This is a genomic window from Caulobacter rhizosphaerae (assembly GCF_010977555.1).
GTDB classification, from domain to species: domain Bacteria; phylum Pseudomonadota; class Alphaproteobacteria; order Caulobacterales; family Caulobacteraceae; genus Caulobacter; species Caulobacter rhizosphaerae.
This window is the reverse complement of record NZ_CP048815.1, coordinates 3,888,551-3,913,869: the sequence shown is the minus strand read 5'-3', so window position 1 is coordinate 3,913,869 and position 25,319 is coordinate 3,888,551. Positions and strand designations below refer to the sequence as shown.

The 25,319-nt window shown below is 68.0% G+C and carries 24 protein-coding genes; 7 read left to right on the top strand and 17 right to left on the bottom strand.

All coding sequences use genetic code 11. The annotated features are described in order from the left end of the window. Position 1 precedes the first annotated feature (1 nt). Both G3M57_RS17990 and dgoD read right to left on the bottom strand, forming a co-directional pair. On the bottom strand, positions 2–730 hold the full coding sequence (locus tag G3M57_RS17990) for an SDR family NAD(P)-dependent oxidoreductase (protein ID WP_163232119.1): 729 nt from the start codon (positions 728–730) through the stop codon (positions 2–4). Then, complete coding sequence (gene dgoD, locus G3M57_RS17985) at positions 724–1,878, bottom strand: galactonate dehydratase (RefSeq protein ID WP_163232117.1); 1,155 nt, start codon at positions 1,876–1,878, stop codon at positions 724–726. Before dgoD ends, G3M57_RS17990 begins: the two co-directional genes overlap by 7 nt. 190 nt (positions 1,879–2,068) lie before the next feature. Between dgoD and G3M57_RS17980 the strand changes: the two genes are divergently transcribed. Together G3M57_RS17980 and G3M57_RS17975 are read left to right on the top strand one after the other, a co-directional pair. Further along, a complete protein-coding gene (locus G3M57_RS17980) occupies positions 2,069–2,926 on the top strand; it encodes an SMP-30/gluconolactonase/LRE family protein (RefSeq protein WP_163232114.1) in 858 nt (285 codons plus the stop codon). A 65-nt stretch (positions 2,927–2,991) separates the two neighbouring features. Beyond that, complete coding sequence (locus G3M57_RS17975; protein ID WP_163232113.1) at positions 2,992–3,744, top strand: FadR/GntR family transcriptional regulator; 753 nt, start codon at positions 2,992–2,994, stop codon at positions 3,742–3,744. Between the two features lie 162 nt (positions 3,745–3,906). Here G3M57_RS17975 and G3M57_RS17970 read toward each other — a convergent pair whose 3' ends face one another. From G3M57_RS17970 to G3M57_RS17905, 14 genes are all read right to left on the bottom strand, one after another. Further along, positions 3,907–6,993 (bottom strand): family 78 glycoside hydrolase catalytic domain, encoded by a 3,087-nt coding sequence (locus G3M57_RS17970; protein ID WP_163232111.1) that lies wholly within the window; start codon positions 6,991–6,993, stop codon positions 3,907–3,909. A 313-nt stretch (positions 6,994–7,306) separates the two neighbouring features. Beyond that, a complete protein-coding gene (gene paoC / locus G3M57_RS17965; protein ID WP_163232109.1) occupies positions 7,307–9,517 on the bottom strand; it encodes an aldehyde oxidoreductase molybdenum-binding subunit PaoC in 2,211 nt (736 codons plus the stop codon). After that, on the bottom strand, positions 9,514–10,131 hold the full coding sequence (locus G3M57_RS17960) for a cysteine hydrolase family protein (RefSeq protein WP_163232107.1): 618 nt from the start codon (positions 10,129–10,131) through the stop codon (positions 9,514–9,516). The genes paoC (G3M57_RS17965) and G3M57_RS17960 overlap by 4 nt, the downstream gene beginning before the upstream one ends. A gap of 35 nt (positions 10,132–10,166) precedes the next feature. After that, positions 10,167–12,383, bottom strand: a complete 2,217-nt coding sequence (gene paoC / locus G3M57_RS17955; RefSeq protein ID WP_163232105.1) for an aldehyde oxidoreductase molybdenum-binding subunit PaoC — start codon at positions 12,381–12,383, stop codon at positions 10,167–10,169. Between the two features lie 3 nt (positions 12,384–12,386). Continuing rightward, positions 12,387–13,337, bottom strand: a complete 951-nt coding sequence (locus G3M57_RS17950) for an FAD binding domain-containing protein (RefSeq protein ID WP_163232103.1) — start codon at positions 13,335–13,337, stop codon at positions 12,387–12,389. Further along, positions 13,334–13,975 carry an aldehyde dehydrogenase iron-sulfur subunit PaoA gene (gene paoA / locus G3M57_RS17945; RefSeq protein ID WP_163232101.1) on the bottom strand — a complete coding sequence of 214 codons (642 nt, stop codon included), beginning with the start codon at positions 13,973–13,975 and terminating at the stop codon, positions 13,334–13,336. Before paoA ends, G3M57_RS17950 begins: the two co-directional genes overlap by 4 nt. A 266-nt stretch (positions 13,976–14,241) precedes the next feature. After that, complete coding sequence (locus tag G3M57_RS17940; RefSeq protein WP_163232099.1) at positions 14,242–14,925, bottom strand: dihydrofolate reductase family protein; 684 nt, start codon at positions 14,923–14,925, stop codon at positions 14,242–14,244. Then, positions 14,922–15,800 (bottom strand): aldo/keto reductase, encoded by an 879-nt coding sequence (locus tag G3M57_RS17935; RefSeq protein WP_163232097.1) that lies wholly within the window; start codon positions 15,798–15,800, stop codon positions 14,922–14,924. The genes G3M57_RS17940 and G3M57_RS17935 overlap by 4 nt, the downstream gene beginning before the upstream one ends. Before the next feature lie 154 nt (positions 15,801–15,954). Continuing rightward, positions 15,955–16,818 (bottom strand): aldo/keto reductase, encoded by an 864-nt coding sequence (locus G3M57_RS17930; protein ID WP_163232095.1) that lies wholly within the window; start codon positions 16,816–16,818, stop codon positions 15,955–15,957. A gap of 35 nt (positions 16,819–16,853) precedes the next feature. After that, positions 16,854–17,267, bottom strand: coding sequence for a (R)-mandelonitrile lyase (locus G3M57_RS17925; protein WP_057184986.1), 414 nt, complete (start codon positions 17,265–17,267; stop codon positions 16,854–16,856). A gap of 129 nt (positions 17,268–17,396) precedes the next feature. Continuing rightward, on the bottom strand, positions 17,397–17,807 hold the full coding sequence (locus G3M57_RS17920) for a cyclophilin-like fold protein (RefSeq protein WP_163232092.1): 411 nt from the start codon (positions 17,805–17,807) through the stop codon (positions 17,397–17,399). Between the two features lie 36 nt (positions 17,808–17,843). Then, positions 17,844–18,923 carry an alpha/beta hydrolase gene (locus G3M57_RS17915; RefSeq protein ID WP_163232090.1) on the bottom strand — a complete coding sequence of 360 codons (1,080 nt, stop codon included), beginning with the start codon at positions 18,921–18,923 and terminating at the stop codon, positions 17,844–17,846. Beyond that, entirely contained in the window at positions 18,913–20,127 is a 1,215-nt protein-coding gene (locus G3M57_RS17910) for an MFS transporter (RefSeq protein WP_163232088.1), read from the bottom strand. Before G3M57_RS17910 ends, G3M57_RS17915 begins: the two co-directional genes overlap by 11 nt. 308 nt (positions 20,128–20,435) lie before the next feature. After that, positions 20,436–21,344: a LysR family transcriptional regulator gene (locus tag G3M57_RS17905; RefSeq protein WP_163232086.1), complete on the bottom strand. Its 909-nt coding sequence runs from the start codon at positions 21,342–21,344 to the stop codon at positions 20,436–20,438. 320 nt (positions 21,345–21,664) lie between these two features. On the opposite strand from G3M57_RS17905, the gene G3M57_RS27170 reads away from it, so the two are divergent. Both G3M57_RS27170 and G3M57_RS17895 read left to right on the top strand, forming a co-directional pair. Next, on the top strand, positions 21,665–21,847 hold the full coding sequence (locus tag G3M57_RS27170) for a hypothetical protein (protein WP_208789615.1): 183 nt from the start codon (positions 21,665–21,667) through the stop codon (positions 21,845–21,847). A gap of 61 nt (positions 21,848–21,908) precedes the next feature. Further along, on the top strand, positions 21,909–22,916 hold the full coding sequence (locus tag G3M57_RS17895; protein ID WP_230983661.1) for a glycosyl hydrolase: 1,008 nt from the start codon (positions 21,909–21,911) through the stop codon (positions 22,914–22,916). Here G3M57_RS17895 and G3M57_RS17890 read toward each other — a convergent pair. After that, positions 22,850–23,389: a thermonuclease family protein gene (locus G3M57_RS17890; protein WP_163232084.1), complete on the bottom strand. Its 540-nt coding sequence runs from the start codon at positions 23,387–23,389 to the stop codon at positions 22,850–22,852. The genes G3M57_RS17895 and G3M57_RS17890 overlap by 67 nt on opposite strands. A 358-nt stretch (positions 23,390–23,747) precedes the next feature. Here G3M57_RS17890 and trbB point away from each other — a divergent pair, with 358 nt between their 5' ends. The 3 genes from trbB to G3M57_RS17875 are packed head-to-tail and all read left to right on the top strand — an operon-like array spanning position 23,748 to position 25,317. Next, complete coding sequence (gene trbB / locus G3M57_RS17885; RefSeq protein ID WP_188916146.1) at positions 23,748–24,680, top strand: P-type conjugative transfer ATPase TrbB; 933 nt, start codon at positions 23,748–23,750, stop codon at positions 24,678–24,680. A 50-nt stretch (positions 24,681–24,730) separates the two neighbouring features. After that, on the top strand, positions 24,731–25,051 hold the full coding sequence (locus tag G3M57_RS17880; RefSeq protein WP_163233781.1) for a TrbC/VirB2 family type IV secretion system protein: 321 nt from the start codon (positions 24,731–24,733) through the stop codon (positions 25,049–25,051). Continuing rightward, on the top strand, positions 25,051–25,317 hold the full coding sequence (locus tag G3M57_RS17875; RefSeq protein WP_163232080.1) for a VirB3 family type IV secretion system protein: 267 nt from the start codon (positions 25,051–25,053) through the stop codon (positions 25,315–25,317). The genes G3M57_RS17880 and G3M57_RS17875 overlap by 1 nt, the downstream gene beginning before the upstream one ends. Positions 25,318–25,319 lie beyond the last annotated feature (2 nt).

Genomic DNA, 25,319 nt, shown 5'->3' with positions numbered 1-25,319 from the left:
CCTAGAGTCTCCCCATGCGGCCGCCGTCGGCCACGATGTCCTCGCCGGTGATGAAGCGCGCCGCGTCGGAAGCCAGGAATACAGCCAGGGCGGCGACATCCTCCGGCTGGCCCAGGTCGGCCGGGTCGATGACCTCGGCGCCCGAGCGGATATTCGGGCTGTCGCGCAGCATGGTCGTGTCGATGGCGCCCGGCAGGATGGCGTTGACCCGCAGGCCCAGGGGCTTGCCCTCGATCGCCGCCGAGCGGGTGAAGCTGACCAGGGCGGCCTTGGCCGCGGCGTAGGGCGCCACCAGCGGCGAGGTGCGCCGCGCATGGACCGAGGCGATGTTGATCACACAGCCGCCCGGCTTCATGCGCCGGAAAGCGTGGCCGGTGAACAGGGCCGCGCCCACCAGATTGACGTCGAGCAGCCGCCGCCAGTCCGCGGCCTCCAGCTCGACGATCGGGCGATAGATCATCATGCCCGCGACATTGACGATGACGTCCAGGCCGCCGAAGGCGTCGCAGGCGGTCTCCACCGCCTCCGCCACGGCCTGCGGATCGCCGACGTCGGCGGTGATCGCCTTCGCCTCCCGGGCGCCCTCGCTGACCAGGGCGGCGAGCGCTTCGTCGGGCGCGGGGCGGGCGTCGACCAGCAGGATGGCCGCCCCCTCGCGAGCGAAGCCGTGCGCCACGGCCAGGCCGATGTCGCCGGCCCCGCCGGTCACGATCACGCTACGGCTCACCATTCGCGAAGCTCTCCATCCGGCCCGCGCCAGGCGGGGTTGCGCCAGCGGTGCGGGGTCTTGGCCATCTCGCGCACGGCGGCCTCGTCGATCTCGACGCCCAGGCCCGGCCCCTCCGGGATCGCCACGCTTCCGTTGCTGACATCGAACAGGCCCGGATTGCGCACCAGGGTGGTCAGGTCCTCGGACGGGCCGTTGTAGTGGATGCCCAGGGACATCTCCTGGATCACGAAGTTGGGGGTGACGGCGGCCAGGTGCAGGCAGGCCGCCAGGGCCAGCGGGCCGATCGGGCAGTGGGGCGCCACCGCCACGTCGTAGGTCTCGGCCATCGCCGCAATGCGCCTGCATTCGGAGATGCCCCCGGCGTGGGCGAGGTCCGGTTGGACGATGTCGATCGCGCCGCTCTCCAGGAAAGGCCGGAAATCCCAGCGGCTGTAGAGCCGCTCGCCCAGCGCCAGCGGCACGCTGCTGAACGCGGCCAGCTGCGCGACCAGGGCGGGATTGTCGGAGAGCACGATCTCCTCGGCGAACAGCGGCGAAAACGGCTCGATGGCGCGGAGCACCGTGCGGGCCATCGGCTTGTGGACGCGCCCGTGAAAGTCGACGCCGACATCGACGCCGACGCCGCGCACGTCGGCGATCCGCTGGGCCAGGGCGTCGATCTTGGACGGGCTGTCCAACCAGGCCAGATCCTCGACGCCGTTCATTTTTACGGCCTTGAAGCCCTGGGCGCGCCGGGCCTGGGCGGCTTCCACGATGTCGGCCGGCCGGTCGCCGCCGATCCAGGCATAGACGGGGATGCGGTCGCGCACCCGCCCGCCCAGCAACTGATAGAGCGGAACGCCGAGCTTGCGCGCCTTGATGTCCCAAAGGGCCTGGTCGACCCCGGCGATCGCCGACAGCATCACCGGGCCGCCGCGATAGAAGCCCAGCCGGTGCAGGGTCTGCCAGGCGTCCTCGATGCGGTCCGGATCATGGCCGATCAGGCGGTCGCGCACGGTCTCGAACGCGCCGACCACCGCCTCGGCATGGCCTTCCAGCGTGGCTTCGCCCCAGCCTACCGCGCCTTGCGCGGTCTCGATCCGGACGAACAGCCAGCGGGGACGAACCTGGAAACACTCGATGCGGTCGATGCGGTCGGCGGCGGTCATTCAGGCGATCCTCGGGGGAAGGCGGCGGGGCCGGCCAACGGGTCGTCGGGCGTGCGCCATCTTGGACAATATCCCCTCCGTCAGATCTTCGCGCCCCGGTCGGCGGACGCCGAGAGCCTGGGGCTGGGTAACAACAGCGCTGGCGGTGGTCAATAAAATATCATACTTTTTATCTGGCAGAGGAGAAGCCATGAGCATGAAGATCGTCGAGCGCGTCGGGCGGGATCGTCTGGGGGAAGGGCCCGTATGGGACGCCCGTCGCCGCGAGCTGCTCTGGGTGGACATACTGGCGCCCTGCGTCCACCGCCTGTCGCTCGACGATGGCCGGGTGGCCACCGTGCCGGTGGAAGAACCCATCGGCTGGGTCGCGCCCCGGCGCGACGGGCCAGGCCTCGTCGCGGGATTTCGCAGCGGTTTCTACTTCCTCGACGTCGAGACGGGCGCGCGCCAGCTGATCGGAGCGCCCGAGCCCGACCGGCCCAATAACCGCCTCAACGACGGCAAGGTCGATCCCCAGGGACGGATCTGGGCGGGCTCCAAGGACGATACCGACCAGGCCGCGAGCGGTGCGCTCTACCGGCTCGACTCGTCCCTGCGCTGGACTCGGTGCGACGACGATTACGGCGTCGCCAACGGCCCCACCTTCTCGCCGGACGGCCGCACGCTCTATCACACCGACAGCGCGGCCCGCACCATCTACGCCTTCGACCTGGACGACGACGGCGAGTTGTCGGGGCGGCGGGTGTGGCTTCGGTTCGCCGAAGACTGGGGGTATCCGGACGGCATGACCACGGACGCGGAAGGCTGCGTCTGGGTGGCCCATTGGGGCGGTGCGCGGCTCAGCCGCTTCTCGCCTGACGGCGTCCTGATGCGGTCGATCGCGCTGCCGGCCACCAACATCACCAGCTGCGCCTTCGGCGGAGAGTCGCTGGATCGATTGTTCGTGACCTCCTCGACGCTCGGCTGCGAGGACGAGGCTTGGGCCGGCGCCCTGTTCGAGGTCGAGGCGGGCGTGCGGGGTCTTCCACAGGCGCGTTTCGCCGGTTGATGGCGTCGCCGTCGCAATCGTCTCTAGCGGCTGGTCAGCGGCGAGGCTGACAGTATGTTGGGCCCATGGAATCTGACGAAGCCGAACCTTTGGCGGCGGGCGGCAAGCGCGGCCCCAACCTGACGCGCCGGATCGTGGACGATCTAGGACGCGCCATCGTCACCGAGCAGTTCACCGCCCAGACAGGCTTTCCGTTCGAGGCGCAGCTCTGCGAGCAGTATGGCGCCAGCCGTCCGGTCGTGCGCGAAGCGGTCAAGATGCTGACCGCCAAGGGGCTGCTGCGGCCCCGGCAACGGGCGGGCACAGTGGTTCAGCCCGAAGACAGCTGGAACCTGCTGGATCCGGACGTGCTGAAATGGCTGCTCGACCGCGCGTTCTCGATCGACCTGCTGATCGAGTTCACCGAGATGCGCATGGCGATCGAGCCGCGCGCGGCGGGCCTGGCGGCCAATAGCGCCACCGGGCCGCAGCGCGCGGCGATCATCAATGCGATAAACCGGATGTTCGCGGCCGAACGGGGCGACGACGATCCCCTCGAGACCGACATCGCCTTCCACCGGGCGGTCATCGAGGCCAGCAACAACCGTTTCATGCGCCAGTTCACCGATCTGTCCGAGGCCACGCTGCGTTTCAGCATTCGCCGCACCAACGCCTATGCCGGCGTCAGCCGGGCCAGCGCGATCGATCACCGACGCGTGGCCAACGCGATCGTCGAGGGCAATCCGCTGGAAGCCTCGACCTTGATGCGCGAACTGATCGCCGGCGCCCTGCGGCTGTTGCTCGAGGCCGGCCAGCATCGGCCCCGCTCGGAGTTCTAGGCGCGACCTGGACCGAACGCGGTCGGTGTCGCGGACCCACGATCGGCGACGCCTTGGCGCCGCGTCAGGCGCGCGGCGCGTTGCCTTGCATCTCGCGCTTTTCGCCGAAGACAGGGAAGGCGACTTTTGGCCGCACGCCAAGGCCGCAATGGCGTCGAGACTTCAGGGGCAGGGGGCTTCGAACTGATGATGGCCCGCTCCAACCACGCGCCTCAGCCCGGGCATCGATACCTCCGCGCGGCTGTTGGGTGGAACCTGCAGCGTCAGGCTCACCCGGTCGCCCACGACCCGCCAGCTGGTTTCGATCCGGCCGCGGACGCAGTCCAGCGTCGCGCCAGCGGACCCGATCCTGCGGTCGATGAGGGGCGCGACCCGGAACTGGCTGAAGCCTGGCGCCGTCGGCTCGATGCCCGCCACTCGCCGGTAGAGGAAGGCGCAGACCGCACCCAGGGCGTAGTGGTTGAAGGAGTTCATCGAGACGTCGCCGGTGTCGCTGTTCCAGCGCTCCCAGGTCGTCGTCGCGCCGCGTCGAACCATGTAGCCCCACGAGGGGTAGTCGGTGCGGAGCAGCAGGTCGAACGCCAAACGGGTCTCGCCGACGTCGGCCAGGGCGTCCAGGGCGAGCGGGGTGCCCAGGAAACCGGTCGAGATCAGGCCGCCCCGTCGCCGGATGTCCGCGGCCAGTTTCTCTCCGGCGGGCTTGCGCAGGTCCGAGGGCAGCAGCCCTAGGCGCAGGGCCAGGATATAGCCGGTGTGACTGCCGTTGCCGACCGTCCCGTCGGCCCGGACAAAGGTCCTGGCGAAGGCCGCGCGCGTTTCCTGAGCTTGCCTGCGCCACCGCTCGGCGTCGGAGGATCGGCCTGTCCACGCGGCCATCTGGGCGAGTTGATCCACGGACCGGGCCAGCATGGCCGTCGCGATCAGGTCCTTGGGCGTGGTCTCGTCCCCCGGCTGCTTGGCGTCGAGCGCCAGCCAGTCGCCAAGATCGGCGCCGCGTCCGGCCCGCCAGAGGCCGTCGGGATTCTCGGCGAGTATTCCCGTCAGATAGGCGCTCATCGCCGACCAGTTGTCGTCGACCACCGCCCGATCGCCGGTATGGAGATAGCCCACATAGGGCAGCATCACCCCGGCGTCGGCCCAGCCAGGCGTCGCGGTTGTCGTGTTCCATCCCAGACCGCGCGGCGAGGGGGACCACATGGGATAGGCGCCGTTGGCGGCCTGGTCGTCGCGAAGGATCCGCGTGAACGACCGGGTGAAGCCGCCGACATCCATGTTGAAGGCGGCCGTCTCCCAGAAGACCTGGGCGTCGCCGGTCCAGCCGAGCCGCTCGTCGCGCTGGGGACAGTCGGTGGGAACGCCCATGAAGTTGGAGCGCTGGCTCCACAGCGAGTCGAGCCACAGCTTCTGGATCGTCGGCTCGCCGACGCGGAACACGCCGATCTCCGGCAAGTTGCTCGACAGGACGACGCCTTCGACCCCGTCGGGCGTCAGCGCGGCCGGCCCTTCGACCTCGGCGTAGCGGAAGCCCTGATAGGTGAAGACGGGCTGGAGGGTTTCGACGCCGCCGCCGCCGAGCACATAGCGGTCCTCGGCCCGGGCGACCCGAAGATTACGTCGGTCCAGCTCGCCGTCGGCGGCCAGGATCTCGGCATGGCGGACGATCACGCGATCGCCGCGGGCGCCCTTGATCTTCAGGCGGACGCGCCCGGCGAAGTTCTGACCGAAATCGATGATGTGCCGGCCTGGCCCGGCGCGGCGGATCGATACGGGTTTGAGCACACGGACTTCGCGGATCGGCTCGGCCAGCGGGGCGCAGGGCTTGGCTGGCGGCGCGGGGGCGGTCCAGACCTTGGACCAATCGCCGTCGTCGAAGTTCGGCTGCGCCCAGCGCGATGGCCAGAGGCGAAGGTCCTGGTCCTCGCCCGCATAGATCTCGGACATCAGGATCGGCGAGGGGGCGTGGCGCCAGTCCCGGTCGGTCTCGACCCGCTCGATCCTTCCGGCTGCGTCGCGGCTTTCGATGAAGAGGCGGAGACGCCGCGGCGCCGGACCATAGGCGTAGCGGCCGTCCGGCGCCTGGTAGCTGGCGTAGAATCCGTCGCCGACCAGGGCGCCCATCGCATTGTCGCCTTCGCGCAGCAGGGCGGTTACGTCATAGGTGCGGTAGGGCACATGGCGACGATACTCGGAACCTTCCGATTGGAGCTCGTCGTCTCCGACCCGCCGGCCGTTGATCCACAGCCGATAGCCTCCGAGCGCGGACACGTAGAGGCGCGCGCCCCGCGGCTTTCCGGACAGATGAAAGGCGCGCCGCAGCAGGCGGGCCGGCGTCGGCGGCCAGGGAAAGTGCGGCTGAGATTCGGGCACGGACGCGGGCCCCCAGGGCGCCTGGTCCCCCGAGCGTGTCTCCCAACCGTCGACGACGCGCGTGACGCCGCCGTCGGGCGAGGGGATCCTGAGCTGGGCGGCGATCGACGCGGTCCCGGAGCCCGAGGGCCCGGCCTTGGTCACCACCTCGGCCGTCAGGACATGGCCGCCGGGCGCCACGGCCAGGGGAAACGCGATCGCCGGCGGATCGCCATAGGCGTTTGGACCGCGCGCGGGCAGGACGATTGGGTCGCCGTCGAGGGCCAATTTCGAGAGTTTGCCGTCCGCGATGATCGTCAGCAGGCCTTCGCCGCCGCCCGATCGGAAGGCCAGGCGGAAGGTGCAAGGCTGAGAGCGGGAAGCCGTCGTTCCGCTCACCCATCGCACGCCCGCCTCGCGATCGTCCCGCTCGACCTGGCTCTCGACCGCCAGCCAGTCCCCCATCCAGTCGGCGTCGTCGAGCAGGCCCATCTCCCAGGCGGCCGGGGCGCTCCAGTCCGAAACCTGGCCGACGCCGTCCCAAACCCGCACGCGCCAGAAACATCGCTGGCGCGAGGCCAGCGCCGCGCCGCCATAGGCGACGCCGGTGCACGCCGCGCCCGGCGTCCGTCCGCTGTCCCAGAGATCGGCGGTGTTCGCCCGCACGTTCTCCAAGGTCGAGGCGACGATGACCTGATAGGCGGACTGAAGGGTCCCCGCCGGCCCGGTCAGCCGCCAGGAAAGGCCAGGGCGCGGATCGTCGATTCCCAGCGGGTTGGACCGCATGGCCGTCCTGAGACCGACCGCTTGCAACGCGGCGCGCGGCGCGGCCGCCGAGGCTTGTCCAAGGGCGCTGGACAGAGACCCCGCCAGCAGGATGGAACGACGGTTCAGCTTCAACATCACCCCCATAATGGCGCCGCGCGAGTCAGCGTTGGAAGCACGCCGGTTTTGTCGGATATATATTACCTATCGCTCGTGAGGCGTCGACGACGCGGCTCATCGATCGATCCGCAATGCGGTTTGGTTTCGCGCGAACCTTGCCGTGCAATCGCCGAGGTCCTCTCCAGGTTCGACAACGCCCCGGACGAGGACGGCGCATTGAGGCCCAATCGCCCAGGTCCCTTGCGGTGTCGATCGGACGTCAAACTTCAAACATCGAAGGTGGCGTCGAAAGTGGTCACGCCGGTCCGTTCACGGGAGCCGGGGCGGCGGGCTATGCGATCGCCGGAAGCCGATGGATGTGCTTGTCGAGGGTCAACGGATAGTCGCGCACGCGCACGCCGGTCGCGTTGTAGACGGCGTTGGCGATGGCCGGCGCCACCCCCGTCAGGCCAAGTTCGCCGACACCCTTGGCCTTGACTGGCGACATGGTGGCGTCGACCTCATCGACGAACATGACATCAAGATGCGGTATGTCCGCGTGGACGGGCACTTCGTAGCCAGCAAGGTCGTGGTTGATGAACAGTCCGAAGCGCTTGTCGAGCACCATCTCCTCCGTCAAGGCCGCGCCGATCCCCATTGTCATGCCGCCGATGACTTGGCTGCGAGCGGTGACGGGATTGAGAATGCGCCCCGCCGCACAGACCGCCAGCATTCGGCGCACACGGATGACGCCGGTGTAGCGGTCGACGCCGACCTCGGCGAAATGCGCGCCGAAGGTCTGTTGGGCGTAACGATCCTTGAGATCGCCATACGCCATGCTGTCCTCGACCACGAGATCGCCGTTGCGCGCGGCGTCCCCCAGCTTCGCCGAACGGCCCGAGGAGCGAACCTGGCCGTCGGCGAACACCAGGTCGGGCGTGTTGAAACCAAGCTCCCGCGCGACCGCCTCGCGCAGCTTGTGGCAAGCGGCATAGACCCCCGCTGTCACCGAGGCCGCGCCGGCCTGGCCACCGGAGCCCGGCGTCTCCGGAAAGTTGGAATCGGCGAGCCGGACCTTCACCTGGTCGAGAGGTGTCCCCATCATCTCGGCCGCGGTCTGCGCGACGATGGTATAGCTGCCGGTGCCAATGTCGGTCATGTCGGTTTCGACGGTGATGACGCCGTCGTGGTGGAGACGTACGCGCGCGCCCGCCTTGTTGATCGGCGCGCCTCGGATCGCGCTCGCCATTCCGTAGCCGACAAGCCAGCGGCCATCCTGCCGCGTCGCCGGCGACGTCGGCCGGTCGGCCCAGGCGAACGCCTCTGCGCCGGCGCGCAGGCATTCGACGAACGGTCGCGAGGAGAAGGGCCGGTCGGGCTTGGCCGGATCGACCTGAGTATCGTTGCGGATTCTCAGCTCGACGGGATCGAGTCCGACCTTCTCGGCAAGCTCGTCCATCGCGATTTCGAACGCCATCAGCCCCGGGGCCTCGCCCGGTGCGCGCATAGCCTGACCCTCGGTGAGGTCGAGCACGGCGAGATAGCGCCGCAGCCGCCGGTTCTCGCCGCGGTAAAGCAAAGCGGTAGGCAGCGTGGTCGGCTCGGTGCGGCCGCCGGCCAGATTGCCCGACCAGCTATCGTGCCCGATCGCTGTCAGTCGGCCGTCCGCCTGAGCGCCGAGCCGGATGCGCTGAAGGGTCCGCGGCCGATGGATGGTGGCGTTGAACATGATCGGCCGCTGAAGCACCAGCTTGACCGGCCGTCGCGCCGCCCGCGCCGCCACGGCGGCAAGCGCCAGATCGATCTGCACCGTACCCTTGCCGCCGAATCCGCCGCCCACATAGGGCGAGGAGAGGCGGATGTTTTCTTTGGGAACGCCCAGGATCAGGCCAAGATCGCGCAAACCCCAATTCATCTGCTGGATCGACGTCCAGCAGAACAGCCGATCGCCGTCCCAGCGAGCGATCGAGGCATGCGGCTCCATCATCGCGTGCGCCTGGTCGGGCGTGACATAGGTCTGGTCGATCTTCACCGGCGCGGCGGCGAAGGCCGCGGAAAAGTCGCCGACCCTCGTCTCGGTCGGGCCGCCAAACTCTTCCTCGACGGGGATCCGCGCGGCGCCCTTGGCCGCTTCGAGGTCGAACGAACCGCCCATCCGGTCGTAATCGACCGAAATCAGGCCCGCTGCGGCGCGCGCCTGCTCGAAGGTCTCGGCGACCACCACCGCGACGGGCTGATGGTAATGTTCCACATCGGGCGCTGCGATCATCTTCTGGACGTAGAACTTGCCGACACCGAGGGGCCCGGTCGTCTTGTGGGTTACGACGGCAAGCACGCCCGGCGCACGCTCGGCCTCGGTGGTGTCGATCCGGGATATTCGACCTTTCGCAATGGCTGCGCCCAAGATGTAGGCATAGGCAAGGTCGTCGCCGAGATCGTCGTGTTCGGCGGCATAGGGCGCGGCGCCGGTGACTTTGAGCGGCCCCTCGATCCGTGGATGCGACCGCCCCAACACGGTCTGGCGATCGACCAGACTCTCGCCCGCGGGCGTGTCGAACCTCACGACACAGCCGCCGGGTCGCCAAGCTCTTCCAGCAGCTGCCGATGAACGAGCGGGCGTGAGAACATGGGGAAGTTCTTGGTGATGGCCGCTTCCTGCTCGGCCATGCTCAATGTCGCGGTGCAGTCGGTCAGCGTGACGACGCGGAACCCGCGTTCATAGGCGGAGCGCATCGTCGACTCGACGCAGCAGTTGGTGAGGAAGCCGGCAATGGCGAGGTCGGTCACACCCCGCTGCCGCAGGATAAAGTCGAGATTGGTGCTGGCGAAGCAGTCGAGCCCGCGCTTGCCCTCGACCACGATATCGCCCACGGCCGGCGCCATCTCGGGAGCAATTTCGGCCCCCCAGCTTCCTTTCCGGAAAGCCTGGGCCCCCACGATCGCGGCAAGAATTCCGTAGGGCTCGGAAGGGACCTCGGGATAGCCTTCGGCGAAGCCGATCGGGGCATGCAGCACGCTCGCCCCTGCGGCTCGCGCGCCCTGGGTCACCGCACGGCTGTTGGCGAGCATGTCCGTCTGCGCCATTACGTCGGCGACCGCGGCGTGCTGCGCGCCGCCCTCGCTCACGAAGTCGTTCTGATATTCGATCAGCAGAAGCGCTGTGGTCTTCGGATCCATGTGTCCTCCTCGGGCCGAAGTGACGTTCACCCAAATCAGACGATCGCCGGCAGCCGTTCGAGATGCTTGTCCAGCGTGATCGGGTAGTCGCGGACGCGCACGCCCGTGGCGTTGTAGACAGCGTTCGCAACGGCCGCGCCGACGCCGCACAGGCCAAGTTCGCCCACACCCTTGGCCTTCATCGGATTGGCCTTGTCGTCGGCCTCGTCGAGGAAAACGACTTCCTGATGGGGGATGTCCGCGTGCACGGGCACCTCATAGCTGGCGAGATCGTGGTTGATGAACAGCCCAAAGCGCTTGTCGACGGCAAGCTCTTCCATCAGCGCGCCGCCGACGCCCATGGTCATCGCGCCGATCACTTGGCTCCGCGCCGAGGTGGGATTGATGATGCGCCCGGCCGCACAGACCGCCAGCATCCGCCGGACGCGGGTCACGCCGGTATAGACGTCGACGCCCACCTCCACGAAATGCGCGCCGAAAGTGGAAATCTGCCATGCCTTTTCAAGGTCGCCGAACTCGATCTTGTCCTCACCGACCAGGTCCCCGGCGGCCGCGGCCTGTTTGAGGTCGGCAGCGCGCTTGCCGCTGATGACGCGGCCTTTCTCAAAGATCGCGTCGGCCGAGCTGAAGCCCAGGCGCTGCGTGATCGCCTCGCGGAGCTTGACGCAGGCGGCGTAGACGCCCGCCGTGGCGTTGGCGGCGCCGAACTGACCGCCCGATCCGGCGGAGACGGGGAAGGCGGAGTCGCCCAGTCTGACGACAACGGACTCGGCCGGAACGCCCATCATCTCGCCAGCGGTCTGCGCGATGATCGTATAGCTGCCGGTGCCGATGTCGGTCATATCGGTTTCGACCGTGACGACGCCGTCGCGACCGAGCCGCGCCCGCGCGCCGGACGCCATGTTGATATGGTTGCGGAACGCGGCGGCGACGCCCATGCCCACCAGCCACTTGCCGTCGCGAACCTGGCCCGGCGTGGCGCTGCGTTCGGACCAGCCGAACCGCTCCGCGCCTTCGTTCAGGCAGCGCACCAGTTGGCGCTCGGAGAACCGGCGCGCAGGCTTTTCGGGGTCGACCTGCGTGTCGTTCTTCACGCGGAAGGCGACCGGGTCCATTCCCAGCTTCTCGGCCATTTCGTCGATCGCGATCTCCAGCGCCATCAGGCCCGGCGCCTCTCCGGGCGCGCGCATGGCGTTGCCTTCCGGCAGGTCGAGCACCGCCAGGCGCATCGAGATCAGGCGGTTGGCGCCGGCATAGAGCAGCTTGGTCTGGTTGACCGCCGTTTCGGGACTGCCATGGGGCTGATCACCCGAGCCGCTCTCATGCGCGATGGCGGTGATGGCGCCGTCCCGCAGAGCCCCGATCCGGATGCGCTGACGAGTCGCCGGGCGATGGGTGGTGTTGTTGGGCACGAAGGGGCGCGGCATCGCAACCTTGACCGGGCGTCCTGCCGCCCTTGCGCCCAAGGCGGCCATCACCGCGTCAGCTCGCAGGAAGAGCTTGCCGCCGAAGCCACCGCCCACATAGGGCGAGATGAGGCGGATCTTTTCCTTGGGAATGCCGAGCGTCGTGGCCAGATCCGTACGACTCCAGTCGACCATCTGGTTCGAAGTCCATACCGTCAGGTTGTCGCCATTCCAGGCGGCGATGGACGCAAACGGCTCCATCATGGCGTGGCTCTGGTCGGGGGTCGTGTACTCTGCGTCGAGCTTTACAGGCGCCGCGGCGAATGCCTGCTCGAACGCGCCGACGCGGTCCACCGGAGGCGCCGCGCTGCCCTCGCCGCTAGTTCCGCCGGTAAGCGGGGCCGTTTTCAACGCCTCATCGAGATCGAAGCGGCCCTTGGCGCGGGCATAGTCGACACGCACCAGACTGGCGGCCGCGCGCGCCTGCTCGAACGTCTCGGCCACCACGATCGCGATGGCTTGATGATAGTGGTCGACCTGCGGCCCGCCGAGTAGCTTGACCGTATTGTATTTGCCCTTGCCGAGTTTGCCCGCCTCCCGGGCGGTGACGATCGCCAGCACGCCCGGTGAAGCTTTCGCTTCCGCTAGGTTCATCGAGCGGATCGTTCCTTTGCCGACAGCCGCGCCAACGATGTAGCCATAGGCGGGATTTGCGACTTCGTGATGCTCGTAGGCATACGGCGCGGCGCCAGCGGTCTTGAGCGGGCCGTCGATGCGAGTGTGCGCGCGGCCGACGACCTTCATCCGGTCGATCGGATTGGCCGAGGCGGGGGTCTCGAACTTCATGGGTCAGGCCTTCGCGTCGGAGAGGATCGAGGCGAGCGCACGGGTGGCGAGCGGCAACTTGAAGGCGTTGTCCTTGGTTGGCGTCGCCCCTTGGAACGCGCGCGCCGTGACGGCCGCGGCGCCTTGCGGCAGCAGCGCCTCGGCCGCTTCCACCCGCCAGGGCCTGGGCGCGACCCCGCCAAACGCAACCCGTCCGGCGCCATCGGGCCGGATGACGGCGGCGACCGACACCAGCGCGAAGGCGTAGGAGGCGCGGTCACGCACCTTCTCGTAGAAATGCTTTCCGCCCAGCGGAGGCGGAAGCGTTACTGACGTGATAAGCTCGCCCGGCGCCAGCACGGTATCCTGCTCAGGGTGATCGCCCCACAAGCGGTGGAAATCGGCGATCGCGATGGAACGGCGTTGGCCTTGCCCGTCCACCGTCTCGACGGTTGCGTCGAGCACGCGCAACGCCACCGCCATATCGCCGGGGAAGGTTGCAATGCACTTGTCGGATACGCCGATCACGCCAAGCTGACGTGAAGCGCCGCCGATCGCGGCGCAACCCGAGCCGGGCGTTCGCTTGTTGCAGGGCATGTTGGTGTCGTAGAAATATGGGCAGCGCGTCCGCTGCAGCAGATTGCCGGCGGTAGACGCCTTGTTGCGCAGCTGGCCCGAGGCTCCCGCAACGATCGAACGCGTCAGAACGCCATAGTCCCGCCGCACGCGTTCGTCGGCGGCGAGGTCGGTGTTGCTGACCAGCGCGCCGATCCGAAGACCGCCATCCGGGGTCCCTTCGATCTCGTCGAGCGCCAGATGCTGGACGTCGACGAGGTGAGTGGGCGTCTCCACCTCGATCTTCATCAAGTCGAGCAGATTGGTGCCGCCCGCCAGGAAGCGCGCGCCGGGCCGGCTGGCGACGATCCGGGCGGCCTCGACCGGATCTTTTGCGCGCTCGTAGGTGAAGGCCTTCATGTCCGATCCCCCGCAACTTCGGCCATGGCCTCGGCGATGTTGGAATAGGCGCCGCAGCGGCAGATATTGCCGCTCATCCGCTCGCGCATCTCCATGTTGGTGGCCTGGGGCCTGGCCATGAGATCGCCTTGGACGTGGCTCGGGACGCCGCGCTTGATTTCATCCAGCACGGCAACGGCCGAGCAGATCTGGCCGGGAGTACAATAGCCGCACTGGTAGCCGTCGTGTTTTACGAAAGCGGCCTGCATCGGGTGCAGCTTCTCCGGCGTGCCGAGCCCCTCGATCGTGGTGATGTCGTCGCCTTCATGCTGGACCGCGAGGCTGAGGCAGGCGTTGATCCGCCTGCCGTCGACGATAACCGTGCAAGCCCCGCACTGCCCGTGATCGCAGCCCTTCTTCGTGCCGGTCAGGTGGAGGTGCTCGCGCAGAGCGTCGAGCAGCGTCGTTCTGGTGTCGAGTGTTAGATGTTGCGGTTTGCCGTTGACCTTGAAAGAGACCGGCATCTGCGGCGGAGGAGAAGGCCGCGCGGCTGGCGTGGCTGGCGCGCCGGCCGCCGGGCTACCGACGATCACGGCGGACGCCGCGCCTGCTGCGAGCAGATCACGGCGCGATGGCGCGTGGTCTGGAAGGTCGGACATCGACTATTCCTTCCTTTTGGCAAGGTCTGCGCGAAGGAGCCTTGTTCTGAGCAGGGCGGCCCCATGGCATCCAAAATGGAACGTCGAAGAGCGTGATTACGTGCCGCTCATCTGGCTCAACGCCATGATGAGCTGCGCTCAGGCACGGATGGCCAGGCTTCCAGCGAGTCGGACTGCGCGCCTTCGAGACGCCCACCACCGGGGCCAGGGCGTCCTGAGTGTCGGCGATCACCGCCCCCTCAAGCCCCCGTCCCAGAAGGAGCGCGCTACGGGTTGGCTACGTTGTAGCGTAACCAGAGCGCGCCATTCTCAAGCCGGCGATGCTCGACAAGCGTGATATCCGCGAGCTCCACGGCGGGCGCCGTCTCGTCGCCATCGAACAGGCCGGGTGCGCCTGCGCGTCCGTCGATCGCCGGCTCCAGCAGAATGCTGAGTTCATCGACCAGCCCCGCGCGCAGGAACGATCCGTTGGCCGCGCCGCCGCCTTCCAGCAGCAGCCGTTGGATCCCAAGCTCGCGGTTGAGAACCTCCAGCGTCGTGGCAAGATTGATCTCCTGCTCGCCGGCGAACACATAGCCTATGCCGTCCGCGCGCAACCCGGCCAAGTGAGCGTCGCTGACCTGCTCGGTCAGCACCACAACGAGCGGGTCGCCGCCGACGTCCGCGCGGCCCCAGACGATCTTCCCGTGTGCGTCGAGAACGATCGCATAGGCCTTTGCTTTCGCAGGCAACCACGCCGAGCGAGGTAGCTCGACCTCACTGTCGGGATAACGATCGCCCCTGGCAAACTCCTGGCCGGTCACTCGCCCCACGAGCCAGGAGCCGCCGCCCAGATCTTCGTGGAGCTGGTTATACAGGTCGGTGTTGTGAGCGCCCTTCGGCGCCCAGCGGCCCGGTAGAATGCGCCCGTCGAGGCTGCTGGCCATATGGCAGATGAGGCGCGGTTTCATTGCGCCGCTCCGGGAGCGGCCTCGTTCAGCATGGCGGATTCCTCGTCGGTGAGGTCCAGCGCGGCCGCCGCGACATTTTCTTCCAGATGGGCCACACGACTTGTGCCGGGAATCGGAAGGATGACGGGGCTGCGCTTGAGCAGCCACGCCAGCGCGATCTGACCCGGCGTCGCGCCTTTCTCCTTTGCCAGGCGATCGACCAGACCGCCTGGCTTGGCGAGTTCACCGGCGGCGAGCGGGAACCAGGGGATGAAGCCGATGCCGTTGGCCTCGCAATAGTCGAGCACGTCCTCGTCAGCGCGGTCGGCAAGGTTGTAGCGGTTCTGGACCGTCGCGACTGGGAAGATCTTCCGGGCCGCTTTGATCTCTTCGACCGATACCTGGCTCAGCCCGGCCTGTCGGACCAGGCCCTCGTCGAGGAAGGACCGGATCGCGCCGAACTGTTCCTCCCGCGGGACCTTGGGATCAATACGGTGCAGTTGCCACAGATCCAGGCGCTCGACCTTGAGCCGGCGTAGGCTGAGATGGACGCAGGAGCGCAGGTAATCGGGGTTGCCGACCTGTGGCCAAGGGTTGGGATTGTTCGGGAAGCGCACCAGCCCGCCCTTGGTCGCGATCGTCAGGCCGCGATACGGCGCCAGCGTGTCGCCGATCAGCTGTTCGCTGACGAATGGTCCGTAGCTGTCAGCGGTGTCGATGAGATCGATTCCGACGTCGGGCAGGCGGCGCAAAACGCGCTGCGCCTCCTCTCGGTCTTCGGGTTCGCCCCAGATGTTGGGACCGGTCAACCGCATCGCGCCGAAGCCGAGGCGGTTGACGGTAAGATCGCCGCCGATTGCGAATTGGCCAGAAAGGCTTGCGTCGAGCTGGCTCATCAGAACTCCGATCATTGCGCCGGTCAGGGCCGGCCCATAACTTTTGCCGCCTCGCGAGCGTTCATCGCGCGGGTCGCCTCCGGGCGCATCGTCGAGGCGGCCTGCGGCCCAATAGGCGGCCCGATGAAGGTGCGGACGCCATGGAGGAGGCGATCTACAGCTTGCCGCCGAACACCGGAAAAACGCTCGCGTCGCCGTAATTCCTAAAGCGTTCGGCTCCCTTCAACTGGTCCATGTCCACGTCGGCGATCTCAAAATCGACCGAGGCGTTCGCGCGCATGTGGTCAGGGTTCGTCGTCTTCGGCAGCGGCAGCAGTCCAAGCTGCAGACAATAGCGAATGCAAAGCTGGGGTACGGAGACCCCGTAACGCTTGGCCATTGAGCCGACGGTCGGGTCGTCGAGCATCGCCCCATGCGCAACCGGCGAGTAGGCCTCCACCAGCACGTCCTGTTCGTTGCAGTAGGCGATAAGGTCGAAGGGTGTATTGCCCACGTGTCCGAGGACCTGGTTGACCGCGGGCTTCACGCTCCCCTTGTCCAGGATGTTCTCCAGATCGACCCGCTCGAAGTTCGAGACCCCGATCGCGCGGAGCCTGCCGGCGGCATGGGCCTCCTCAAGCGCGCGCCAGACCTCAAGATTGCCCTCGAAGAAGTGCTCGCCCTGTCGGAAGGCCGTCCACGGCTGAGGGCTATGGATGATCATCAGGTCGATGACGTCCAAGCCCAGCGCCCTTAGCGATCCATCGATGCTGGCCTTGGCGCCGGCGTAGGTCTTGACCGCCGCATCGATCTTCGTCGTGACGAACAGGTCCTCACGTGGGACGCCGCTGGTGCGCAGGCCTTCGCCGACGCCGTGCTCGTTACCATAGGCCTGAGCCGTATCGACGTGGCGGTAGCCGATCTTCACAGCCTGGCGGACAACGTCCGCGGCCTTGCCGTCCTCGATCCGCCAGGTGCCCAGCCCGAGCTTGGGAATGCGGACTCCATTGGAGAGCGTGTAGGTTTCGGTCAAAATCATCTCTTCACCTCTACGGATTTCTCGGTACGTGAGCCTCATTGCTGCGCGGTCGGCCCGGCCGCGTACTGCTCGTCCGAAACCTTCTCCATCCAAGTGACCGGCGAGCCGTTCAGCGCTTCTTGGATGGCGATGTGGGTCATGGCGGTGGTGGGCGTGGCGCCGTGCCAGTGGCGGTGGCCGGGCGGACACCAGATCACGTCGCCGGCGCGGATCTCGACGACGGACTCGCCTTCGCACTGCGTCCAGCCGACGCCGGAAGTCACCACCAGAATCTGGCCAAGTGGATGGGTGTGCCAGGCCGTTCGCGCACCGGGCTCAAAGGTCACCTGGGCCGCGCCGACCCGCGCAGGCGCCTCGGCCGTATAGAGCGGATCGATCCGCACCGAGCCGGTGAACCAGTCGGCGGGGCCCGCTTGCGCGGGCCGCGAGCCGTTACGGAAGAGCTGCATGTCGGTCTCCAATCTTGGCGGGGATTGAGCGGATAGAGGCCAGGCCGCGGGCGCGGACAGCATCACGATGAACGCGCCAAGGACGATGCAGCGACTGCGGAAGGCTAGGGTCATGGCCGGCAAGACCCCCTAGTCGGCTCGGCGCAACTGAACCGAGACAGGCCCTGGCCGGTCGAAGATCGATACATCGCCAGTCACCTTGCCGAGGACGACAATGCCGGGCTGCGGAACGCGGCCGTTGCGATAGTAGATCACGAAGTGATCCGGTCCCCAGAGGCCCAGCGTGCCCGCCGCGAAGTCGATCCGCCGCGTGGCCCGCGGGAGCGGCGCGGACAGGGCGCCGGTCTTCTCCTGGCGCAGGTGGTCGCTCATCTCAATCGTCAAGGGCAGCCTTTGGGCGAGCGCGCGGGCGGCGGGATTGTCGGCCAGCTCGGCCGTGACGTTGCCCCACTGGGAGGTGATCAGGATGCGGTCTTGAGCCATGGCGTGTCCCGTGGAGAGAAGGGCGACGCCGGCGGCGATCAACAACGAGCGACGCATGAGGGGTCTCCTTGATGTCCAACGCTGAGCGGGCCGTTACGCCGCGAGATGCTGCTTGAAGAAGCCGGTCAGCTTGTCGAACGGGATCAGGTCCACCCGGTCGTAGAGGTCGACGTGGCCGGCCCCCGGAACCCAGACCAGTTCCTTCGGCTCGGCGGCGCGGCGGTAGGCTTCGGCGCTGAATTCCCTGGAGTGGGCCTGGTCGCCGCTGATGAACAGCATCGGACGCGGCGAGATCGTCTCGATGTCGTTGAACGGGTAAAAGTTCATGAACTTGACGTTGCTGGTCAGCGTCGGGTGCGTCGTGGTCTCGGGCGAACCACCGACCGGCGTGAACTCGCCGCGGGGCGTTCGGTAGAAGTCGTAGAACTCGCGCTGGATCGGATCGGTGTCGGCCGTCAGGCTGTGGGTCGTGCCGCCGGTGTAGGCGGTCTTGCCGCCTTCGAACTCGGCGTAGCGCTGCTGGGCCGCCGCGGCGATGATTGCCTTGCGCTGGACGATGGTCAGGGAATGGTTCAGCGCGTCGCGGTTGGCCGCGCCCATGTCGTACATGCTGACCGTGGCGATGGCCTTCATCCGGGGGTCGATCTTGGCCGCGCTGATCACGAAGCTGCCGCTGCCGCAGACCCCGATCGCCCCGATGCGCTCGCGGTCGACGAACGGGCGCGTGCCCAGGAAGTCGACCGCGGCGCTGAAGGCTTCGGCGTAGAAGTCCGGTGAAACCGCGTTGCGCGGCAAGCCCTCGCTCTCGCCCCAGAACGGCAGGTCAAGCGACATGGCGACGAAGCCCTGTTCGGCCATCTTGGTGGCGTAGAGATTGGCGCTCTGCTCCTTAACCGCGCCCATCGGGTGGCCGACCACGATCGCGGCGGTCTTGGCGCCCAGGTCGAGGTCCTTGGGCAGGAAGAGGTTGGCCGCGACCGTCGTCTGGTACTGGGTCTTGAAGGTGACCTTGCGCACGGTCACGCGGTCGCTCTTGTAGAAATTGTCGGCGCCTGTGGGCATGGGCTTGGCTTTCGCGCTAGAGGGCAGGGACGCCGCGCCGAGGACGGCGAGGCTGGCTCCGGTGAGTTGCAGCAGGGTGCGGCGGTCGTATTTCGTCTCGTCAGGTCGCATGGGCGTCTCGTTGCGTCTGGGATGATCCGGGGGCGCTGAACGCCCCGGCGATGGCGGCGGCGACCAGCAAGGCGGCGCTGGCCGCGAAGGTGGCGCGATAGCCGCCGGCGTCGAACAGCAGGCCGCCGCCGGCCGCGCCCAGGGTGATGGCCAGCTGGATCACCGCCACCATCAGGCCGCCGCCGGCGTCGGTGTCGTCGGGTAGGGTGCGGGCCAGCCAGGTCCACCAGGCGACCGGCAGGGCGGTCCCTACCAAGCCCCAGGCCATCAGCAGGATCGCGGTGGCCGGAGGCGAGGCGCCGGCGACGAGCAGGGCCAGGGCCGTGGCCGCCATCAGCAGCGGCGCGGCGATCAGGACCCGGCGCAGGCTCTTGCCGATCACACGGCCAATCAGCGCCGTGCCGACAAGGCCCGCCACGCCCATCGCCAGCAGGACGAACGACAGCGCCGAGGCGTTCAGGTGGACGACCTGTTCGAGAAACGGCCGCAGATAGGTGAACAGTGCGAACTGGCCGGCGAACAGCAGCGCCATGCCCAGCAGGCCGGCCTTGGCGCGCGGTCGCTTCAGCACGCCCAGCACGCTGGAGGACGCACCGGCCGGGACGCGCATCGTCGGGACCGACAGCCACTGCCAGGCGAAGGTCGCCAGGGCCAGCGGCACGACCAGGAAGAAGGCCCCGCGCCAGCCGATGAACTGGCCAAGATAGCTGCCCAGCGGCGCGGCGATCATCGTCGCCAGGGCGTTGCCGCCGTTCAGCACCGCCAGGGCGCGCGGGACATCCTTGTCGGGAACCAGCCGCATGACGGTCGCGGCCGACAGCGACCAGAAGCCGCCGATGACGACTCCGATCAGGGCGCGACCGGCCATGAACAGCGGCGCGTTGGGGGCCAGCGCCACCAGCAGGCCGGAGGCGCCCATCAGCGCGGTCAGCCCCAGCAGCAGGGCGCGGCGGTCGACGTGTGCGACCCGGCCGATGGCCAGGCTGGTGACGACGGCGAAAAGGCCGGAGATCGAGATCGCCTGGCCGGCCAGGCCCTCGCTGAGGCGCAGGTCGGCGGCGATCGGCGTCAGCAGGCTGACCGGCATGAACTCCGAGGCGATCAAGGTCGCGACGCAAAGCGTCAGGGCGAAGACGGCGCTCCAGCCGCCGCGGACTTGAGCGTCGGCGTCAGGCTGCGAGGCGATGGCGGTATGCGTTGTCATGGTGCGGAAAATAGGTCTTCCGCCTGGAGGGTCGATCCGCCGCGACCTAATCGGGGCGGTGAGTTCCGCTCATCATGGCTGGGACTGTGGCGCCGTGGCCAAGTCGCGAGCCTTCGGTTTCCAAGCCTTGTCGAGGCGGTGTCTTGAGCTGGCCCAACGAGGTTTGGGAGGGGCGCTAATGGTGACTAGGTGCGCTGGCGTTTGCGACCCGACGAGGCAAATTCGCCGTCGCGGTCGCGCGATGGTTCTCGCGTGATCACCGTCGAGCCTGTTGAGCGCCAGCCCCGGCTCCGAAGGCCCGTACCAGCCTAAAGCCCAAGGGGGCGCATTTCGCGGATCAGCTCGATCAGCAGCCGCAGGCCCACCGGAACGTGCCGGCGACTCGAATAGTAGATGTGGAAACCGGGTCCGGGTGTCGTCCAATCCTCGAGCACAAGCCTGGCCTTGCCTTGCTCCACCAACGGCGCGACCACGGCTTGCGGCGCGTACATGAGGCCGGCCCCGCCCGCCATCAGCGACAGGATGAACCCCGTCTCATCAAGGACGAGGCTTCCTGGTGAAGTGATCAGGATCTCCTCGCCATCGCGTTCGAATTCCCAGCGATACATGCGATCGTCGCCCAGCCGAAACCGCAGGCAACGATGCTGATGGAGGTCATCGGGATGCTCGGGCGCGCCGAACCGATCAAGATAGGCCGGCGAGCCCGCCACGACCCAGCGCAGATCGGCCGAAAGGCGCTGGGCGATCATGTCCTCGGGCACGGTGCCGCCATAGCGAATGCCCGCATCGAAGCCGCTGTCGATCACGTCGATCATGTGGTTGCTGACGGCGACGTCGACCTCGATATCGGGGTAGAGATCAACGAAGGCGGGCAGGACGGGCGCGAGCAGCAAGGTGGCTGCGTCGGTTGGCACGTTCAGCCTGATGCGACCGGAGGGGCCGTCCCGGAACCGGTTGAGGTCCTCCACGGCCTGTCCGATCTCATCGAACGGCGAACTGATCGCCGACTGCAATTGCTCGCCGGCGGCGGTCAAGGTCACGCTGCGGTTGGTGCGGTTGAGCAAGCGCACGCCTAGGCGGGACTCCAGACCCTTGATGGCGTGGCTGAGCGCCGATGCGCTGATCCCCAGCTCCAGCGCCGCGCGGCGAAAGCTCCGGTGCTTGGCGGTCACGAGGAAATACGAAAAGTCCGCCAAGTCTGAACGGCCAAACAGCATGGGGGTTTTGACCTTTGTGTAAGCGCCTGGAGGTCATCCCGATGACGGACGACCGACTCCCCGGGAGCTTGCCGTTCTATCGTGCGTCGGGACGAAGACGGGAGAATGCGCAAAGCCTCATCACTGTCTCGCGCCCTGTCAATGTTGCCGACTTCATCTGCCTTGGACCTCTTGGGGGAGGGGGCATGGCGGATGTCCAGAATGTTCCGTAACTGTTCTTGTTGGTGGCCGGGATTTAATCGACGGGAACGCGAAGTGGGGATCGATCCGCATGAGGCGTTGGCTGGCCTGGGAATCGGCTCTGATGCTATGCGGGCGGTATGGAGGAGCCGGCCCTGGATCTGGAAGCGATGGCCGCGGCGCTGCAGGAAAGCGGCGACTACCGGGTGCTGCGCCGGCTGGTCCCGCGGCCGCCGGTGGCGATCCCCGACGGCGTGGTCGTCCGCACGGGCCTACACCGAGCTGTTGTTCCTGCGCCAGAAGATCTGTGGCGGCGAGATTGACCTGCTGGCCCGTCGGATCGACGCCTATGGCCGGTTCTCCGAGCGTGGCTAGGGGCATGGCATGAGGGTCTCCAGGCGTTCGACCCTGGCCGCGGGCCTGGCGCTGGCGGCGGTTGGTGCGGCAGGCGAGGCGGCGCCGTCACGCCGCCTGAGCAATCCTCGGCCTTCGGCGCAGGCCCGCGCCCTCTACGACTTTCTCTGGAGCCTCTACGGCCGCAAGACCCTGACCGGCCAACAGGAGCTGGGCGTGGCCCGCGCTGGCCCCCGCGTCGAGCTGGACTACATTGCGCGGGTGACCGGCCGCCAGCCGGCCATCCTTGGCCTCGACTACATGGATCCGCGCGACAACGCCGCGGTCAATGAGCGGGCCACGGCCTGGCATCGTTCGGGCGGGATCGTCACTCTGTGCTGGCACTGGGGCGCGCCGGACATCGGGACCGGATACGAGAACTCCAAGAAGGATATCGACCTGATCGCGGCCCTGAAGCCGGGCACGCCGCAGAACCTGGCTCTGCATCGAGACATGGACGCGATCGCCGACCTGCTGACCGTGCTGCGCGACCGCCGTGTGCCGGTGCTCTGGCGACCGCTGCACGAGTTCAGCGGCGACTGGTTCTGGTGGGGCAAGCACGGTCCGCAGGCCTTCAAGGCGCTATGGGCGCTGATGCATGACGAGTTCACCCGCCGCCGGGGCCTGGACAACCTGATCTGGGTGCTCGGCTGGGCCGGCCAGAACGTCGATCCGGCCTGGTATCCCGGCCGCGAGCGGGTCGATGTCGCCGGCGCCGACATCTATGTCGAGGACCACGGTCCGCTGGCGGCGATGTTCGGAGCGGTCAAGGCGATCGTCGGCGACAGCGTGCCGATCTGCCTGCACGAGAACGGGCCCATCCCCGATCCGGTCTTGCTCGGACCGCAAGCCGACTGGCTGTGGTTCATGACCTGGCACACGCGCTGGCTGATGGATTCCAGCCAGAACGATCCGGCGCGCTTGAAAGCCTATTATGGTTCGGGGCGGTACGTGACCAGGGACGAGCTGCTGGCCGCGGGTCTGCCCAGGCCCGTTTGAGGCGTCGCCCCGGGCGGCCTGTCCCGTCCTTGACGTCGCGAGCTTGGGCCCACGCCCCACGGCTTGGCCGGGACCCCGCCGTCGGCCCATTGCCCACGGCCCGCCGCCTTGGCGTCCGCTTCAGCCTTGGCGTAGGCGCCCTTGCTGTAGCGACGATACTCGGTGGTGAGCCCCGAGCGGATGAGCGCGGCGTTGACGTCCGGGCTGGCGCTGGACCAGCACTTGCCGACAAAGCGCCCATAGCGGTCGCGCGCGACCAACCGACAGGCCACGCGGCCACGGGTCAGGCGGATCAACTCATCCCGGGCCTCATAGGCGAAGGGCTCGGCTGGGGTCTGGCCGCGTCGCACCTCGGGCGCATCGACGCCGAAAAGCCGCACGCGCTCCGAACCGCAGCGCAGGGTGTCGCCGTCGTGGACGGTCGGGGCGGTGCAGACGATGAGGGCGGCGGCGATGGCGGCGGGGAGGGGCATCGGGCGGCTCTAGCCCGCTTTGGCCCGCAGAGGTAAGCGCGGAAACGCCTTCTAGATGGGTCGCGAACACGAAGGTTGTCGTCCAGCCTCGGACTTGGACAGTTTCACCGCAGCCGTGGTCCCGGTGGACGACGCAGATCTCATCGCCTGAGGCGTCGCGACCCCAAGCGCCATCACGCGTCGGCTGTCGCCGCAAGGGATGACCCGCCGTCAGGTTCTCTCCTGTAGCCGCTGTTGTCTCGGTCGATTTGGCTGTTGAGGCCGACGCAAACGCGGTCTTCTTACTCGTCCCCGTAAGCAACGGGGACGCGCCGTGGAGCCTTCCGACCCTGATCTGGAGATGTCGCGCAGCCATCGCATGCTGCGCACGGCTCTTGGTCCCCGGCTGCTGGCCCAAATGGAAGATCCCGGCGTCGCCGAGGTCATGCTCAATCCCGACGGCGCGGTGTGGATCGACCGGTTCGACGTCGGACTGAGATCCGCTGGCCTGTCGCTGAGCGCGGCCGACGGCGAACGGATCATCCGCCTGGCCGCCCATCACGTCGGGGTCGAAGTCCATGCGGGCCGGCCGCGGCTGGCCGCCGAGTTGCCGGGCGGCGGCGAACGGTTCGAGGGCCTGCTGCCGCCCCTGGTCTCGGGTCCGACCTTCTCCCTGCGCAAGCCGGCCAGCATGGTCTTTGCGCTCGATGCCTATGTCGAGCAGGGGGTGATGAGCGCGCAGCAGGCCAGGACGCTTGCCGACGCCGTGCTTGAGCGCCGCAACATCCTGGTCGCCGGCCCGACTTCCAGCGGCAAGACCACCCTGGTCAACGCGCTGTTGGCGCAGGTCGCCGCGTTGGACGAACGCGTCGTGCTGATCGAGGACGTGCGCGAGCTGCAGTGCCCGGCCCGCAACCTGGTGGCCCTGCGCACCCGGGACGGTGTGGCCAGCCTGGCGGATCTTGTCCGCTCCTCCCTGCGCCTGCGCCCCGATCGGATCATCATCGGCGAGGTCCGCGGCGCCGAGGCGCTCGACCTGATCAAGGCCTGGGGCACCGGCCATCCGGGCGGGGTGGCCACCCTGCACGCCGGCTCAGCCTTGGGCGCGCTGCTGCGCCTCGAGCAACTGATCCAGGAGGCGGTGGTCACCGTGCCACGCGCCCTGATCGCCGAGACCATCGACCTTGTCGCCGTCATCGCCGGCCGCGGCGCTCAGCGCCGCCTGGTCGATCTCGCCCGCCTTGGCGGCCTTGGCCCCGACGGCGCCTACCAGCTCAACCCCGCCTGCCCCCCGAACAAGGAGACTGCCTGATGCCCGCCAATCCTGAGCGCTCCCTGCGCACGCGTCTGCTGTCTGGATCGATGCTCGATCCCCTGGGTTATGTCGCCCGTTTGGCGCCGCTGACCCTGGCGGCCCTGCTGACCAGTCGCTCGGCCCAGGCCGCCGGATCCTCCATGCCGTGGGAAGAGCCGCTGCAGCGGATTCTGGAGTCGATCGAGGGGCCCGTCGCCAAGATCATCGCGGTGATCATCATCATCGTCACCGGTCTGACCCTGGCCTTCGGCGACACCTCCGGCGGCTCGCGCAAGATGATCCAGATCGTCTTTGGCCTGTCGATCGCGTTCGCCGCCTCCAGCTTCTTCCTGTCGTTCTTCTCGTTCGGCGGCGGAGCGCTGGTCTGATGACGGGCGATCGCAGCGGTGGCTTCGCCGCGCCTGTCCATCGGGCCCTGACGCAACCGATGCTCCTGGCCGGCGCGCCCCGCGCGATCGCCCTGGTCAACGGCACCCTGGCGGCGGCCTTGGGCCTGGGTCTTCGCCTGTGGCTGGTCGGCCTGCTCGTCTGGCTGATCGGCCACGGCCTGGCCGTCTGGGCCGCGCGCCACGACCCGCTGGTCTTCGAGGTCGGTCGCCGCCACGTGCGGATCCCAGCGCGACTGGAGGTCTGACC